The organism is Bacteroides xylanisolvens (genome assembly GCF_018289135.1).
GTDB classification, from domain to species: Bacteria; Bacteroidota; Bacteroidia; order Bacteroidales; family Bacteroidaceae; genus Bacteroides; species Bacteroides xylanisolvens.
Genome location: NZ_CP072216.1, coordinates 1050187 through 1066691, shown reverse-complemented (window position 1 = coordinate 1066691; position 16505 = coordinate 1050187). Strand labels below are relative to the sequence as shown.

Annotated in this window: 12 protein-coding genes, 2 tRNA genes and 1 pseudogene; 9 read left to right on the top strand and 6 right to left on the bottom strand. The window is 45.1% G+C overall.

What is annotated here, in order from left to right:
• Nucleotides 1-23: 23 nt before the first annotated feature.
• The gene (locus INE92_RS04550) at nt 24-470 is read right to left on the bottom strand and encodes a hypothetical protein (RefSeq protein WP_203462674.1); all 447 of its coding nucleotides are present in this window, start codon (nt 468-470) and stop codon (nt 24-26) included.
• Nucleotides 471-683: 213 nt separating this feature from the next.
• Here INE92_RS04550 and INE92_RS04545 point away from each other — a divergent pair, with 213 nt between their 5' ends.
• The 6 genes and pseudogenes from INE92_RS04545 (at nt 684) to INE92_RS04525 (ending at nt 5914) form a co-directional block, all read left to right on the top strand.
• The gene (locus tag INE92_RS04545; RefSeq protein ID WP_195435856.1) at nt 684-2258 is read left to right on the top strand and encodes an AAA family ATPase; all 1575 of its coding nucleotides are present in this window, start codon (nt 684-686) and stop codon (nt 2256-2258) included.
• Nucleotides 2233-3660, top strand: coding sequence for a vWA domain-containing protein (locus INE92_RS04540; RefSeq protein WP_195435858.1), 1428 nt, complete (start codon nt 2233-2235; stop codon nt 3658-3660). The genes INE92_RS04545 and INE92_RS04540 overlap by 26 nt, the downstream gene beginning before the upstream one ends.
• 200 nt (nt 3661-3860) lie before the next feature.
• A complete protein-coding gene (locus INE92_RS04535; protein ID WP_009040242.1) occupies nt 3861-5147 on the top strand; it encodes an IS1380-like element ISBf12 family transposase in 1287 nt (428 codons plus the stop codon).
• A 12-nt stretch (nt 5148-5159) separates the two neighbouring features.
• Nucleotides 5160-5384 (top strand): annotated as a pseudogene (locus tag INE92_RS26875) (hypothetical protein).
• A gap of 304 nt (nt 5385-5688) precedes the next feature.
• Nucleotides 5689-5775: transfer RNA gene (locus tag INE92_RS04530), tRNA-Ser, on the top strand.
• 67 nt (nt 5776-5842) lie between these two features.
• Nucleotides 5843-5914, top strand: a tRNA-Glu gene (locus INE92_RS04525).
• A 202-nt stretch (nt 5915-6116) separates the two neighbouring features.
• Here the strand turns inward: INE92_RS04525 and INE92_RS04520 are convergent.
• The gene (locus tag INE92_RS04520) at nt 6117-6938 is read right to left on the bottom strand and encodes a DUF3845 domain-containing protein (protein ID WP_049702965.1); all 822 of its coding nucleotides are present in this window, start codon (nt 6936-6938) and stop codon (nt 6117-6119) included.
• Between the two features lie 15 nt (nt 6939-6953).
• Here INE92_RS04520 and INE92_RS04515 point away from each other — a divergent pair, with 15 nt between their 5' ends.
• Nucleotides 6954-7538 carry a Crp/Fnr family transcriptional regulator gene (locus tag INE92_RS04515; protein WP_004316331.1) on the top strand — a complete coding sequence of 195 codons (585 nt, stop codon included), beginning with the start codon at nt 6954-6956 and terminating at the stop codon, nt 7536-7538.
• Between the two features lie 2 nt (nt 7539-7540).
• Here the strand turns inward: INE92_RS04515 and INE92_RS04510 are convergent, their stop codons facing one another.
• From INE92_RS04510 to INE92_RS04500, 3 genes are all read right to left on the bottom strand, one after another.
• Nucleotides 7541-8443, bottom strand: coding sequence for a helix-turn-helix domain-containing protein (locus tag INE92_RS04510; RefSeq protein ID WP_008022062.1), 903 nt, complete (start codon nt 8441-8443; stop codon nt 7541-7543).
• 95 nt (nt 8444-8538) lie between these two features.
• Entirely contained in the window at nt 8539-10281 is a 1743-nt protein-coding gene (locus tag INE92_RS04505; protein WP_195435860.1) for a bifunctional metallophosphatase/5'-nucleotidase, read from the bottom strand.
• Nucleotides 10278-12212: a sensor histidine kinase gene (locus tag INE92_RS04500; RefSeq protein ID WP_195435862.1), complete on the bottom strand. Its 1935-nt coding sequence runs from the start codon at nt 12210-12212 to the stop codon at nt 10278-10280. Before INE92_RS04500 ends, INE92_RS04505 begins: the two co-directional genes overlap by 4 nt.
• 118 nt (nt 12213-12330) lie before the next feature.
• On the opposite strand from INE92_RS04500, the gene INE92_RS04495 reads away from it, so the two are divergent.
• Entirely contained in the window at nt 12331-14463 is a 2133-nt protein-coding gene (locus INE92_RS04495) for a Tex family protein (protein WP_008644202.1), read from the top strand.
• Here the strand turns inward: INE92_RS04495 and INE92_RS04490 are convergent.
• Complete coding sequence (locus tag INE92_RS04490) at nt 14435-15331, bottom strand: CPBP family intramembrane glutamic endopeptidase (RefSeq protein ID WP_151921491.1); 897 nt, start codon at nt 15329-15331, stop codon at nt 14435-14437. The genes INE92_RS04495 and INE92_RS04490 overlap by 29 nt on opposite strands.
• A gap of 103 nt (nt 15332-15434) precedes the next feature.
• On the opposite strand from INE92_RS04490, the gene INE92_RS04485 reads away from it, so the two are divergent.
• Nucleotides 15435-16484: a leucine-rich repeat domain-containing protein gene (locus tag INE92_RS04485; protein WP_008770942.1), complete on the top strand. Its 1050-nt coding sequence runs from the start codon at nt 15435-15437 to the stop codon at nt 16482-16484.
• Nucleotides 16485-16505: the final 21 nt, after the last annotated feature.

Genomic DNA, 16505 nt, shown 5'->3' with positions numbered 1-16505 from the left:
TACGCTTCATCTTGTTTCACGTCTCATCTTTTCCCTTGAAACTCCACAAAGTTATTTCGTCCGTCCAGATAACCGCTCAATCTGTTTCCACCGATATATACATCATCCAGGTATGAAACATCATTCGGTCCGTATGACATACGAATGGAAGTCTGTGCATAATTTTCCCAACTCCAACGGAAATTATATTCATATTGATCGACTGCTCCATTAGGATATTCCACCCGTATATAGTCGATTCCGGTACGGTCTAAAAAGAAGTCCAGTTCCTGACGGCAATAGTTACCGTCCATGTCGCGGTAGAAACTAACCCAGGTACGGCTACATAAATCAACCGAACGGTTATAGTACCCTGCACCATTATTATCATCATCATAGAAACTGTCTATTTCCACTTCGCAAGAGGTAAAACTTACCATCAATATAGCCATCAACGCCAAACCGAAGTATTTAAATGTGCTCGTTTTCATATTCCTTTATTTTTAATGGTTCTCTAATTTTTATATATCATTTATCTTTCGATAGAACAAAAGTAGAGAATGAATTTTCCCCATGAAACTGAAAACTCCTACTTATCGGGAGGAAATTGCCTAAATCTAGGAGTAAATCCCTCCGGTGAAGTCTATTTCAAAGAATTCTTGTATCTTTGCCTCTTGCTAACAACACATGAAATTATCCGTCACATGAAGTCTATCAAATCGCATATCACCCAATTATTGAAGTCTCTCAATGAGGGAGTATTCGAAAAAGAGCATACCATCGCACTGTCTCTGCTATCCGCCATGGCAGGGGAAAGTATCTTTCTGCTGGGCCCTCCGGGAGTAGCCAAGAGTTTGGTAGCACGCAGGCTCAAACTGGCATTTAAAGACGCAGATGCTTTTGAGTATCTGATGTCCCGCTTCAGTACACCGGACGAAATATTCGGTCCCGTCTCCATCTCAAAATTGAAGGATGAAGATACGTACGAACGCATTACAAAAGGATACCTGCCGACAGCATCAATCGTCTTTCTGGATGAAATATGGAAAGCCGGCCCTGCTATCCAAAATTCCCTTTTGACGGTAATCAATGAAAAGATATACCGCAACGGACAATTTACGGTGCGTGTACCCCTGAAAGCATTAATTGCCGCTTCCAACGAACTGCCGGCAAAAGGTGAAGGACTGGAAGCCTTATACGACCGTTTCCTGATCCGTCAGTTTGTCGGATGTATCGAACAGGAATATGCGTTCGATCAGATGATTTCTTCTACGCGGGAGATAGAACCTGAAATCCCTGAAAAGCTCCAAGTGAACGATGAATTATACAACCAGATACAAGCTGAAAGCGAAAAAGTAGGTATTCACTATACCATCTTCGAGCTGATTCACAATATCAAACGAGAAATTGAACAATACAACACAGGACGGGATGAAAACACCCCTCCTATCTATGTATCCGACCGCCGCTGGAAGAAAATAGTAGGTCTGCTCCGCACATCAGCCTATCTGAATGAATCTCCGGGAATTCATTTCTCCGACTGCCTGTTGATGAGCGCCTGCCTATGGGATGAAATTTCGCAGCTCCCCATTATCGAAGAGATTGTAGAACAGTCGATAGCACGAGGCATCAACACCTATCTGTTAGGAGAAAAACGGCTGGAACAAAAACTGGACACACTGAAAGAAAACATGAAGTCCGAACACAGCCTGCGTGAACTTAGCGATCCGGGAATCCAGGTCGTAGACACCTTCTATCATCGCATAGAAGGTTATCACATTGCCGGAAACCTACTCATTTTTGCTTCCGATTACCAGTCTTTGAAGAAAGACAGCAACCGGCTGTTTTATATCCAGCAGGATAAATTCCGTCCGGTCAACAAAATCCTGAAAGCCTACGATTTTGTAAAAAACAGAAATATCGCGCAAAAGAATATCTATTCCCTCCGAAAAGGAAGACGGTCTGTTTTCGTCAACAATCAGGAATATCCGTTACTATGTTATGACAATTGCGACCCTTTGCCCGCACAACAGGATGGCAATACTCCGTTCGAATTTACATTGCAGGAAGTGATCGACTTGCTGCATCAAATGGAAGTGGAATATAAAACAATCTCCGAGCGGGAAACAGCATATACAAAAGAGCATCTCTTCTTAAGCCCATCGCAAAAAAGCAAGATAAAACGCATCTTAGGAGAGACTGCACATATCATAGAGAATTACCGGAACGAACTCCGCATCATCGCTCATGCCCATGAACAAGAGAACAGAGAGTATTAGGCTCAAACACCTGCAAGACATTTATTATGAGAAATTGCAGGAAATAGCCTACGATGTGTACGACGAACAACTGCACAACCTGATTATCCGTCCCGAAGAACTGGATGCGGACATTCACCGGTATTTTCGTCACACGCAACCCTCCCTGCAAGATTTCTACTCCCACTACGCGTCGCAATGGGAATACTTTCATGAAATGAATGAAGCATCCGACACCAAGTTTCTCCAATTCCTAAAAAACAGCGCCTACCCGTTCTCGATGAAATATCACCTGGTAGACCTCAACGTAAAATACTACCTCCAGCGTTTTGACGCAATCAGCCCGCGCTCTAAAGAATGGAAAGCGTTGCGGACTCTCTTCTTCGACAAATGGCACACACTGCTCTCGAACAACGAGTTCAACTATCAGATGGAACATATCGAGCGGCTTTGTGATGATTTCTACCGTCTTCAGCTATCACTTGCCAAAAACCTTCCGGTGCGTGGCGGCTCACGCCTCGTCTGGTTACTCCGCAACCATAAACAGATAGCAGAACAGATTTTAGAATACGAAGAAACGATCAAACGAAATCCCGTTATCCATGAACTGGTAGAAATCTTAGGCAAGAAACACCAAAGCAGCCGGAAACGTTTCAAAATGACTGCCGGTATTCATCGGGAACAAATTATATCTCATGCCACCCGAAGTGATATTGCAGGTATTTGCGAAGGAAACGACTTAAACAGCCTTCTTCCCTTGGAATATTGTTATCTGGCTGAAAAAAGCCTGCAACCCATTTTCTTTGAGCGTTTCATTGAGAAGAGATTGCAAGTCATCGACTATCAATCACACGAAAAGCAAACCATCAACGACAAGAAAACAATAGGGAACGAAGTTTCCGAAGAAGCCGAAGGCCCTTTCATTGTTTGTCTGGACACTTCCGGTTCCATGGCAGGCGAACGGGAAAGAATCGCGAAATCCACCCTACTTGCCATTGCCGAACTGACGGAAGTGCAACACCGAAAATGTTACGTCATCCTGTTTTCCGATGATATCGAGTGCATTGAAATCACAGACTTAGGCAGCAGTTTCGATCGCCTGGTCGATTTCTTATGCCAATCCTTTCATGGCGGAACCGATATGGAACCTGTTATCACACATGCTTTGCGAAAGATCAGCGAAGAAGGATATATGGAAGCGGACATTATCACCGTATCGGACTTTGAGATGCGTCCTGTCGATCAACTACTATCCCGAACCATCGAACACGCAAAAGCGAAACAGACAAAGATGTACGCTATTTCTTTAGGTGGCAAGAGTGCCGAGACCAGCTATCTGAAATTATGTGATAAATATTGGGAATATAGCATTCAAAACGCCGAAAGTCTTAATAAAAATAGAATCGAGGAATCAAATATTTAATCAATGTTATAAAACATCTCTTTTTTCTTGTTTTATTTGCAAAGTTGACAGAAGTCCGTATATTTCCTTAATTCCGCAACACTATTATAAATTAAACTTTTTAAGTACCTGAGCAACAAAAAGTTGCTCAGGATTTTGCCATGTCAGAATTTTCACTTATCTTAGTGTTGCAAAAAAAACAAGAGAATCCGACGATAGACATGGCGAAGATACAAATTAAATCTGAGAGACTCACTCCTTTTGGGGGATTATTTTCAATCATGGAGCAATTTGACTCCACATTATCATCTGTAATCGACTCAACCCTCGGTCTAAGGTGTAGATCGTTCGGTTATCAGTACAGCGAAATCATCCGTTCTCTCATGAGTATCTACTTCTGTAGCGGTTCATGTATTGAGGATGTCACTACTCATTTGATGAACCACCTCTCGCTTCATCCGACACTTCGCACTTGTAGCTCTGATACTATCCTCAGGGCGATAAAGGAGTTGACGCAAGAAAACATTTCATACACATCAGATATGGGCAAGACCTACGATTTCAATACGGCTGACACTCTCAATACTTTATTGCTCAATTGTATATTTGCATCTGGCCAACTGAAAGAGGGTGAGATGTATGATGTTGATTTCGACCATCAGTTCATAGAGACAGAGAAGTATGATGCAAAGCCTACATACAAGAAGTTCCTTGGTTATCGCCCTGGCGTGGCGGTTATTGGCGATTTGATAGTCGGTATAGAGAATAGCGATGGTAACACAAATGTTCGTTTCCATCAGAAGGACACGCTGAAGAGGTTCTTTGCGAGATTTGAACAGAATGGGCTCACTATCAATCGCTTCAGAGCTGATTGTGGATCATGTTCCGAGGAAATCGTGGAGGAAATAGAAAAACACTGCAAGTCCTTCTATATCCGTGCTAACCGCTGCAGTTCGATCTACAATGACACCTTTGCTCTCAAAGGCTGGAAAACTGAGGAAATCAATGGCATTGAGTTTGAATTGAACTCTATCCTTGTTGAGAAGTGGAAAGGTAAGGCATATCGACTTGTGATTCAAAGACAGAAACGGATGGATGGTGTGCAGGATTTTTGGGAAGGAGAATACACATACCGTTGTATCCTGACTAACGACTATGATTCTTCCGTAAGAGAAATTGTCGAGTTCTATAACCTTCGTGGAGGAAAGGAACGTATCTTCGATGATATGAACAATGGTTTCGGGTGGGACAGATTGCCCAAATCCTTCATGGCAGAGAACACAGTGTTCCTTCTTCTTACAGCACTTATCCGTAACTTTTACAAGGCCATTATTCAAAGACTTGACGTAAAGAAGTTCGGGCTCAATGCAACAAGTCGCATAAAAGCGTTTGTCTTCAGGTTTATCTCTGTACCAGCCAAGTGGATCAGGACATCAAGGCGGTATGTGCTGAACATCTATACCTGTAATAATGCTTACGCAGATGTTTTCCAGACTGATTTTGGATAATGCCTACAACTTATGGGAATGATATTGTGTATTGCCTCAAGTCACATTGTGGGGTAAGGGGATATTGTAGGCAGAAGTGGGTGCTTCAAGTTCAAATTATCTGCAAATTCAGTAATGAGAGGACGTGTAAACGCAATAAGGACGTTCAAGGGCTTAGTTGCGGATTTGAGGTATTTGTACTGTGTTTTTCATAGTATTAGATTTAAGGTTAACAAAAAGATTGGCTGTCTGGGATAGATAGCCTTTTTTTATGTCCTTTTCTTACGTCAAATATACCGTCACTATCCCATCCGGATATTTACCCTATCCCATGAAGATACCGTCACTATAATAAGCGGATAGCGTCAATATGTTTCAAGTTCCCATTCCATCGATAAAAATTAAAAGCTTTCGAAAAAAAAAATCTTCCGTTTAACATTTGAAACATAGCAGGTTATCTCATTTTACAAAAAACAGGTAAAAAAAATCTTGCTAAAAGATTTGCGTAGTCCAAAAGTTCCCCCTATATTTGCACCGCATTTGAGAGAGAATGCGGGTTCAAGGAAGTTTGGGTGAGTGGCTGAAACCACCAGTTTGCTAAACTGACGTACTCGTAAGGGTACCGGGGGTTCGAATCCCCCAGCTTCCGCAAAAAATCTCAATATAAAAAAGAGCTAAGTTTTAAAGACTTGGCTCTTTTTAATCTATCAAACTCCGGTGGGTTCGTCTAACGGTTAGGACACATGCCTCTCACGCATGTAATACGAGTTCGATTCTCGTACCCACTACTATCTGATTATCAGCCTCTTACTAGCAAGTAAGAGGCTTTTTTATTGCCTTATATTTATCTCAAAATATCGTTTTTAAGCGATATAAAGAGGTATTTTCAAAAGAAAAATGCAAATTTTGCGCAAATTTTCATCTCGCATAGTTATCGTGCTATCCCATTAATGTACCTACCTATAAAGAAAAAGAGGAAATGCAGCTAAACTACATTTCCTCTTTTTCTTTATAGATCTCAAAGTAAGATTCTTTATCTATTCTCAACCGGACTCTTTCTTCCCTCTTCTGCCCGGCCAGGTTTACGAACAAGTTGAAATACAGTTGGCTGAAAGAAAGGTTGGAACGATCATAGGTTATATCAAACGTCCAGGTTCTACGGAAAGAATCGAAAGTAGCGAATGGTTGCTCACCTCCTTTACACATAAACACTTCCGGGAAAGACGTAGGCGGATAAGGCTGGAATAAGCCCGCTAATTGGGCATACACATAGTCAATCATCCATTCGTCTCCCGTTAAGGTCAGTTCCCCTTTCAAGCGGAGTTTGATCGCATAACTGGCAGTCACGTCAGACGAGGTATAAACAGGGACTTGACTTTCTACCGGATAGTTACCGTCTTTATATCCAAGGCTCATCGTTAGTTTAGACCGGCCGACGCCATTAAAACCATCTACTTCCTGATCCGCCGACTGATTTTTCAGGTTAATCATAAATGTCAGTTTACCGAGAGTCGGGTCACCCGGATATTGCGCAAGCGTGTCCAACACATAATCTTCGGTATTATAACTTCGGGCTATCAAATCTCCCTTTCCTGCCTCCAAAGCCGGACCGCCTCTTTCCACATCCACGTTGCCAACCGGATAATAAATAGCATCATTATCCCTAACGCAACCACTCAAACAAAACAGCAACACTGCCAAGCCTATTATCTTATTCATAATCACCTTACTTCTTGATTTTGCGGACAAAGATACATCTTTTTTATACCACCCTTGATTTATGTCAACCGTTTTTAGTATTTTTGCACACATCAAGACAGAAAAGACATGGATACACTATTAAGAGAGACTGTAAATGCTGTTGTCAATTCCCGCTTTCCGGAGATGAGTATAGAAGGAAGACGGCAGATAGAAAGCATACTGATTCGTGAAGAATTCCCCAAAGGAGCCATAGCGCTAAACGAAGGAGAAGTAGCCCACGAACTTGTTTTTGTAGGAAAAGGCATGCTTAGGCAGTACTATTACAAAAACGGGAAAGACGTGACCGAACATTTCTCATACGAAGGATGTATCGTGATGTGCATTGAAAGTTTTCTGAAACAAGTACCCACCCGGCTAATCGTGGAAACTCTTGAACCTTCCATTATTTACTTATTCCCCCGCGACATGATACAAAAATTAGCGAGGGAAAACTGGGAAATCAACATGTTCTATCAAAAGATATTGGAATACTCTTTAATTGTATCACAGGTTAAAGCAGACTCCTGGCGTTTCGAGTCCGCTCGCGAACGCTATAACCTCCTGCTCGAAACACATCCGGAAATCATCAAACGCGCGCCTCTGGCACACATCGCTTCCTATCTTCTGATGACACCGGAGACACTAAGCCGTGTACGCTCCGGCGTTCTATGATTTTAGCGGCTTTTCCGGTATTCTTTTGGAGACATACCGGTGTAATGCTTGAAATATTTCCCGAAGAAAGACTGGTTTGCAAAATTCAGCCGGTCGGCAATCTCCTGTATATTCATACTTGAAGAATTCAGGAGGGCTTTCGCTTCCAGAATCACCAACTCATCAATCCACTCTCCCACCGTTTTTCCGCTGACTTCTTTCACGACTCCCGAAAGATGTTTCGGCGTCAGACACAGTTGGTCGGCATAGTATTTTACGCTGCGTTCAGACTGGTAAGACTCCACCAGAGACTCATAAAAGCGTTCGAAGATATACTCTTTCCGGCTTTTATTCTTCATCGTAGTAGCGTTTGCGGGTGCATGATTAGTGAAAATAGTGCAAAGCTCGAAAAAGAACCCCTGCATCAGTCCCATTACCACTTCCCTACGATATAAAGCTTCCTTATTCCTCAACCGTTTCCTGATAAACGCGTGATACTCCTTCACCACCTCCTGCTCGTGCGGAGTGAGGTCGAAACACGGATAATCTTTCAGATAGAAAAACAAAGAAAGCACATTTCCGATCTTAGGCAACGTCTCCAGCAAGTTCTTCGACACAGCAAAGAAAATGCCTTTAAAATCGTGACTGAAATACCGCTGCTCGATAATCTGATTAGGCAGTGCTATCACCATCAATCCGGGACACAATTGAAATTCACGCAAACTAATCTTAAAAGTACCGGTACCCTCCAGACAAAGCCCCACCGTCAACACTTCCAGTTTGGTAGGCCCGTTATACAACGATATAACGCTCTCCGTATCGAAAAGCGCTATATCATTATCAACAACATCAATGTTGTCGGCATCTATATGTTTAGAATGAACTACCGAAGAAATACCTACTTTCGGAACACTTTGAATATCCATACTCTCTCTCTTTTTGGCGACAAATATACCAGCATTTAATCAGATATACAAGCCAATCGGGAGCATTATCGGACATAATGAACACTTTTAGATACTTATCGAACAGACCGGAACAGATATTCATAATCACGTTTGGCAGCCGGCACCGTCCACTTTTCCGGAACAAACTTCCACTGATTGAGCGCTTTCGGGTTCATCGTTCCTTTCTCCTCAATGTAATTCATCAGGTAGAAACGGAGATCCTTATCCGTAGAGAAAATAATGCGGTCTTTCAACTTCTCCTGCGGGATGCCCGCCCCTTTCGTCAGCAATTCTCCGCCACCATTGCCACGGTAAGAATTCAAGGCCACCTTATATATCTTATCCATGCGGAAAGGAGAACCATCAGCCATGCTTTTGATCGTTATCTTCTCGCCCTGCGGTTTAGTGACATCCACCGTATAAATAATGCCCGAAGCCGAGTCGAAATTAAAGCTATAATTCTGGAAAGACGCTCTATCCTCCGCACCTTCACGACGCTTCTCCTTAAACCAGAGCAGATGATCTTCCGGCGATTTCATCCGGTTCGTCCACATATAATAAGACATCTCCAAGAAATCCTTAATCTCCTTTCCGGACAGAGTCATCACATACAGCATGTTCTCATACTTATATAAATTGAACATATCACTCACAAATACATCCCCCTTCTTTATTTCCGAGTCAAACGAAAGCGGAGCGGCAAACGAGATGTCGGCACCGGTGATGTCGAGCTGCAAGGTATGTATCAGGTCGATAAAGGCAGAAGGGCCGAAGAAAGCAGGATGAGTGGAGATACTTTCGGTAAAAGTGCCGATTTTCTTCGAAACGAACTTCTGCACCGTTTCATATTGCGGGGCAAAACGCTTCATAAAGTCCTCGCTGATTCCGTAAGCCTCCGTTTCCGTCAAGACACCCTTGATGTCCTTGCTCTGCACCTTTCCATCTTTCAGTTTCAAGGTCACATCTACATTAGACAAAACGATCCCATTGCTGGCCGGATCGATAATCAACACCGAGTCTCCGGCAACATTCATCACCTTCTTACATTCGCGGGAATGATCGTGCCCCATCAATACGATATCGAATCCCGGCACATTCTTCGCTACGTTGAGAGAAGCGTTCTCGTTGTATTTGCCCGACATTTTGAAAGCCTCCTGTCCGGCATGAAACAAGCCGATCACCAAATCCGGGTTCTCTTTTTCACGGATAACCTTCATCCATTTGCGTGCCGTCTCTTCCATATCGTCGAAACGCAATCCTTTCCACAGGTTTTCGGAGAGCCATGCAGGGATGGCAGGGGTAATCATTCCCAATACCACGATCTTCACACCATCACGTTCCAACACTTTGTAAGGAGCCAGATGGGGCTGTCCCGTAGATGTATCTATGATGTTGGCACCCAACACTGGGAAATCACAAGTGGCGATCCAACGGTCGAAAACGGCACGTCCCGTTTCCACGTCATGGTTACCCATGTTGCCGGCATCATACTTCATATAATTCATCATTTCCGAGCAAAGATGGGGAGACACCGTATCTATATAATTATAGTAATAGGCAGTGGGCTGTCCCTGCAAAATATCGCCGTTATCCAGCAATATCAGATTCTCCTTATATTGTTCGCGCTCTTTCTGCACGAAAGAATAAACCCGTGCGAGACTCCCCTTCCATTCGTGGCGGGTTATAAAATTATAAGGATAATAATTGCCATGTACATCACTTGTTTCTACAATCTTCAGTTTCACCACCTTTTCCTGCGCCGCAACAGACAGAGCGAGGCAGAGAAGCAAGCCATAAATTAATACGATTCGTTTCATTCTTTTTCTATATTTAGATTTAACGGATGAGAGAATACAAACCGCGCCCCACCGGTATAGTCAGGGTCGATCCATATACTTCCTTTCCATTTGTGCACAATCAATTTACAGATAGACAATCCCAGTCCGGTACCCTGGGCATATTCATTCAGTTTCTCAAAACGCTCGAACACAAGTCCCTGTTTTTCTTTCGGGATACCGCATCCGGTGTCCGTCACCGAGAAGACAGCCATTTGCGTTTCCTCGTTCACAGAAAAGTCCAATGTGATCTTACCGCATTTCGTAAACTTGTTGGCGTTGGACAGCAAGTTAATCATCACTTGCTGCATACGCTGCACATCCGTCACCATCCGGAAAGATTCGAAAGAAGTGGTAAACAAGAACTGGTTTTCCGACGACTGCCGCGAAAAACTAACAGACGCTACCACCTGGCTGCACAACTGCACCACATCACATTCCTCCCAAGTCAGCGTCACCCGGTTGGCCTCCAGACGTGAAAGGTCGAGAATATCGTTAATCAGTCGAAGCAACAAATCCGAATTGGTTTTGATAATCTGATAATAAGACTGCTGTTCCTCCTCCGTGCTACCGCCAACGGCCAATACATCCGAGAATCCTACAATCGAATTCAACGGTGTCCGTATCTCATGGCTCATATTGGCAAGGAAAGCACTCTTCAGACGATTAGACTCTTCCGCCCTGTCTTTTGCTACGCGCAAGTCCTTCTCCGATTTCAGCAGCTCATCTTTCAGGCGTTTCGTACGGAAATAATAGAAGAGAGAGATGCACAAGCCGAGCACCAGAATCACAAACAAAGCACAGGCAGACCATATCTGATAAGTATATTGCTGATAGAACGAAACCGGCTGGTTGACAAGCTGCACTTTAAAAGGCAATACCGCCGGGTCCAGCCCCCATTCCTTCACCTTCCGGCTATCCAATACCGCTTTGCAGCCGATTACCGAAAGATGTTTCGCCGTATCCTGCGGGTGCGTATCCATCTGTACAGACTCCATAGCCATTTCTCCACCCACTTTCCGGTAGTCGGGCAACACCCCTCCTATCGCCCAATGACCGAGACTCACCGATGAAGGGGTAAAAGCCGGAATGGTAGGGGTAACTTCCATCATGGCATACGTGGCATTTCTCATGAAATACCCCTCGTTCATATCCACCCGCCACGTTCCTACCAGGATCACCGTGTTTTCGGGCAGTTGCCTCAACTCCTCAGCGATGGTATAAATAGAATGTTTCCGTCCATCCATCAGAATCAAATCCAGATCGGGGAATTTCTTCATTTCTTTTCGCACCAATGCTTGCATGGTCACTCCGCCATACGTGTTGTCCGAAATAAAGGCAATGTGTTTCGTTTTCGGATAGAAGGCTTGAATCATCTGAATATTACCCTCTATATCATATTGGTTGATAAATCCCGATTTGAGTTCGGGGATATTCAGATGGTCGTCGAAGAGATCGACTGATTCGGGCATCCAGCTATCCAGGCTTTCCACGGTATCTTCCGGCAATATCACCACGTTGCTACTGGCCAGACTGCACATCACGGGCACTTTCACCTGCATTTCATCCCGCTGCGACAAATAAGCGGCCCATGCTTCCTGACCTAACAAGATAATCTGCGCCGGATGCTTTTCCCCTTGATATTTAGCAAGAATCTGTGTCATCATTTTGCTCCATAGCGGAGCTTCCGAGAAGCTTTTACAGTTCATATTCTCGATGATGATGTCGCGCTGTCCTCCCAACTTACTATATTCATCCATATAATCAGAAATAGTGACCGATGTTTGGTGCGCTGCCGGATTATAAGAACAGATAATCAGAATAGGTTTCTTATCGTTAGAGACAGCCAAGACCTTCGATGACTGCAGGAGCCAAAGAAAACAGATAAAAAAATATCCAAGACGTCCCAGCATAATAATGCAGTTTTGATGTGTTAATTCATTAATTGAGTTGCAAATATAGTAAAACTTGTCGGGTTTAACAGATTTATATGTATTTTTGTCGCTCATTTACTGTCAAAAAATACAAATTATGGAATTATTTCACAAGATGATTTCCGGATTTCTGGGCATACCGGAAAGACAAATAAGCAGCACGCTCCATCTTTTGGGCGAAGGTGCTACGATTCCTTTCATCAGCCGATACCGCAAAGAAGCCACTGGCGGGCTGGATGAGGTGCAGATAGAGCAGATCAAAGAGCAACACGATAAGTTGTGCGACATAGCCAAACGGAAAGAAACGATTCTCGGCACCATCACCGAACAGGGCAAACTGACTGCGGAACTGGAGAAACGCATCAACGACACCTGGAACCCGACGGAACTGGAAGATATATACCTCCCTTACAAACCCAAACGGAAGACACGTGCCGAAGTGGCCCGCCAGAAAGGGCTGGAGCCGCTTGCCACCATCCTGCTGTTGCAACGGGAAAACAACCTTAGCGCCAAAGCTGCTTCCTTTGTAAAAGGTGAAGTGAAAGATGTGGAAGACGCGCTGAAAGGTGCGCGTGACATTATCGCGGAGCAGGTGAACGAAGACGAGCGTGCCCGCAACGCGGTACGTAACCAGTTTGGGCGACAGGCAGAGATTACGGCCAAACTAGTCAAAGGAAAAGAGGAAGAAGCAGCGAAATACCGCGATTATTTCGATTTCTCCGAGCCACTGAAACGTTGCACGTCCCACCGTCTGCTCGCCATCCGCCGGGCAGAGTCGGAAGGGTTGCTGAAAGTGTCTATCAATCCCGACGACGAGGCCTGCATCGAACGTTTGGAACGCCAATTCGTACGTGGCAACAACGAATGTAGCCGGCAAGTGGGCGAAGCCACGACGGATGCTTACAAACGGTTGCTCAAGCCTTCCATTGAGACAGAATTTGCCGCCCAATCCAAAGAGAAAGCCGACGATGAAGCGATTCGCGTATTCACCGAAAACCTCCGCCAACTTCTTCTCGCTCCGCCATTGGGACAAAAACGGGTGCTCGCCATCGACCCCGGATTCCGTACCGGATGTAAGGTGGTTTGTCTCGACGCACAAGGCAATCTGTTGCATAATGAGAATATCTATCCGCATCCTCCAATCAACAAGACCGGCGAGGCTGCTTCGAAACTTCGCAAGATGATTGAGGCCTACCAGATAGAAGCCATCTCCATCGGCAACGGAACGGCAAGCCGGGAGACGGAAGATTTCATCAACAGTCAGAGTTTCGACCGCCAGATACCCGTGTTTGTAGTCAGCGAGCAGGGGGCTTCCATTTATTCGGCTTCCAAAATTGCTCGTGACGAGTTTCCGGATTACGACGTAACGGTGCGTGGGGCAGTCTCCATCGGACGCCGCCTGATGGATCCGTTGGCAGAATTGGTGAAGATAGATCCCAAGTCCATCGGCGTGGGGCAATACCAGCACGATGTAGACCAGACGAAGCTGAAGAAAGCACTCGATCAGACGGTAGAGAATTGCGTGAACCTAGTCGGGGTAAATCTCAATACGGCAAGCAGTCATCTGCTCACTTATATATCCGGTCTGGGCCCCCAACTGGCACAGAACATTGTCAATTACCGGGCGGAAAACGGAGCTTTCAGTTCGCGGAAAGAACTGATGAAAGTGCCGCGCATGGGCGCCAAAGCCTTCGAGCAATGCGCAGGATTTCTTCGCATCCCCGGAGCTAAAAATCCGTTGGATCATACCGCCGTGCATCCGGAAAGTTACCACATCGTAGAGCAAATGGCCAAAGACCTGAAATGCACCATCGACGAGTTGATAGCCGACAAGGAACTTCGCCGGAAGATCAATATTTCCGACTACATCACTCCTACCGTCGGCCTGCCTACCTTACAGGACATTCTGCAGGAGCTCGACAAGCCGGGACGTGACCCGCGCAAGGCTATCAAAGTCTTCGAGTTCGACAAGAACGTACGCACCATAGCCGATTTGCGCGAAGGGATGATTCTTCCGGGCATTGTAGGCAATATCACCAATTTCGGGGCGTTTGTCGATATAGGAATTAAGGAGAACGGTCTTGTACACCTTTCTCAATTAGCGGAACGGTTCATTTCCGACCCGACAGAAGTGGTGTCCATCCATCAGCACGTCATGGTGAGGGTGATGAATGTAGATTATGACCGGAAACGAATTCAACTTAGCATGATCGGGGTACCGCAAGACTGATTGCTTCTCTTTTCTCTCCCCACCACACGATCAGAATCGTAAATACAATCATAAGTACTGTGCAAATGAGCGAGCCTTCAAAACCGAAGGCTCCGCCATTCAGTACGTTTTCTTCGGGCATACGCAAAGTCAGCATACTGGTGGTGAAGTTGTTTCCGCTTACCTGATAACCGAGGATGGGGCCTTGAATCCAATTCCAGAAAAGATGAAGCGAGATAGGGAAACACAGGTTCCGCGTATATAGATAGGAAGCTCCCAGCAGCATACCTGCCAGCAACAGGTTGAGCATAGGCAGGAAAGCTATTTCGGGATTGAAGATGTGCATAAAGGCGAATAACGCTGCCGAGATGAAAAGCGCCAGGAATTTATTCATGGTGGTATGCAATAGGCGTCCGAGGATATAGCCGCGCATCAGTATCTCTTCGAACAAGGCGACCAGCAGGAAAAACACCCACGAGCCCAGCAGATCCAACGGCTTGAACTGGAAACCGGTGACTTCTATCTCTCCCAAGACGAACGAGATTCCGAAGCCGAACAGATAGAGCAGGATTGCCATCAGGAGGCCATACCACAGTCCCTTGACGTGTCCTTTTAAGGAGAGCCCCAAATCAGAAAACGGACGGCGTTCGAAGCGGAGCATAGGAATGGCGGCGGTCAGAACGGCGAGCAGCATACTGGCTTCGAGGATAATGTATCCCACCACTCCCGGATGGCGGGCTTCCACACCCAACACCAACGACAAACATCCGCGGGCCAGCGTACCATACAATCCAAGAAGGATGAAAAGTATCACAATAAACAGCGGGATACAAGCCCACACAGGAAGTCTTTTGGGTTCTTTGCCCCCAGCAATGTTGTCTGCCTCCATTTTTACAATTTGTTAATCCGGCTACAAAATTAGATATAAAACATAAAAAAACATCATGTATTCTCTATTTTTCCTATATTTGTCAGAACAAATCTACAAAATTATGAAAATAAAACTACTATTGATAAGTTTCTTATTGGCCGCTAATGCGTTAGGAGCAGCCGCCCAAGTGAGTAAAACGTATTATGTGAGTAAGCCCGGTACGCTGATTTCCATGATGACTGAAGAGGAAGCCAACAGTGTCACCCATCTCACACTGACCGGAAAACTGAACGCGGAGGACTTCCGCCATCTCCGTGACGAATTTGATAATCTGAAAGTATTGGATATTTCGAACGCTGAAATCAAGATGTACAGCGGAAAAGCGGGCACTTATCCCAACGGGAAATTCTATATTTATATGCCGAACTTCATTCCTGCATACGCATTCTCGAATGTGGTGGACGGAGTGACCAAAGGCAAAGCCACGCTGGAGAAAGTGATTCTTTCGGAGAAAACAAAGAATATCGAAGATGCCGCCTTCAAAGGTTGCGAGAACCTGAAAATCTGCCAGATCCGCAAGAAGACAGCTCCCAACCTGTTGCCGGAAGCGTTGGCAGACAGCGTTACCGCTATCTTCGTCCCCCTGGGCAGCAGCGACTCTTACCGCTACAAGGACAGATGGCAGAACTTTGCGTTTATCGAGGGGGAACCGGTAGAGACTACCCTGCAAGTGGGCGCCATGGGCAAACTGGAAGAAGAGATCCTGAAAGCGGGACTGCAACCCAGAGACATCAACTTCCTGACCGTTGAGGGCAAGCTGGATAACGCCGACTTCAAACTGATCCGCGATTATATGCCGAATCTCGTCTCTGTCGATATTTCCAGAACGAACGCAACGGCTATCCCCGACTTCACTTTCGCACAGAAGAAGTATCTGTTGAATATGAAATTACCTCATAATCTGAAATCTATCGGACAGCGGGTATTTAGCAACTGCGGTCGCCTTTGCGGCACGTTGGAGCTGCCGGCCAGTGTGACGGCTATCGAGTTCGGTGCTTTTATGGGATGCGATAATCTCCGCTATGTGTTGGCTACCGGAAATAAGATTACGACGCTGGGTGATAATTTGTTCGGGGAGGGAGTTCCGAGTAAGTTGGTTTATAAGAAATAAAAAATCCCCTGATATGAATTA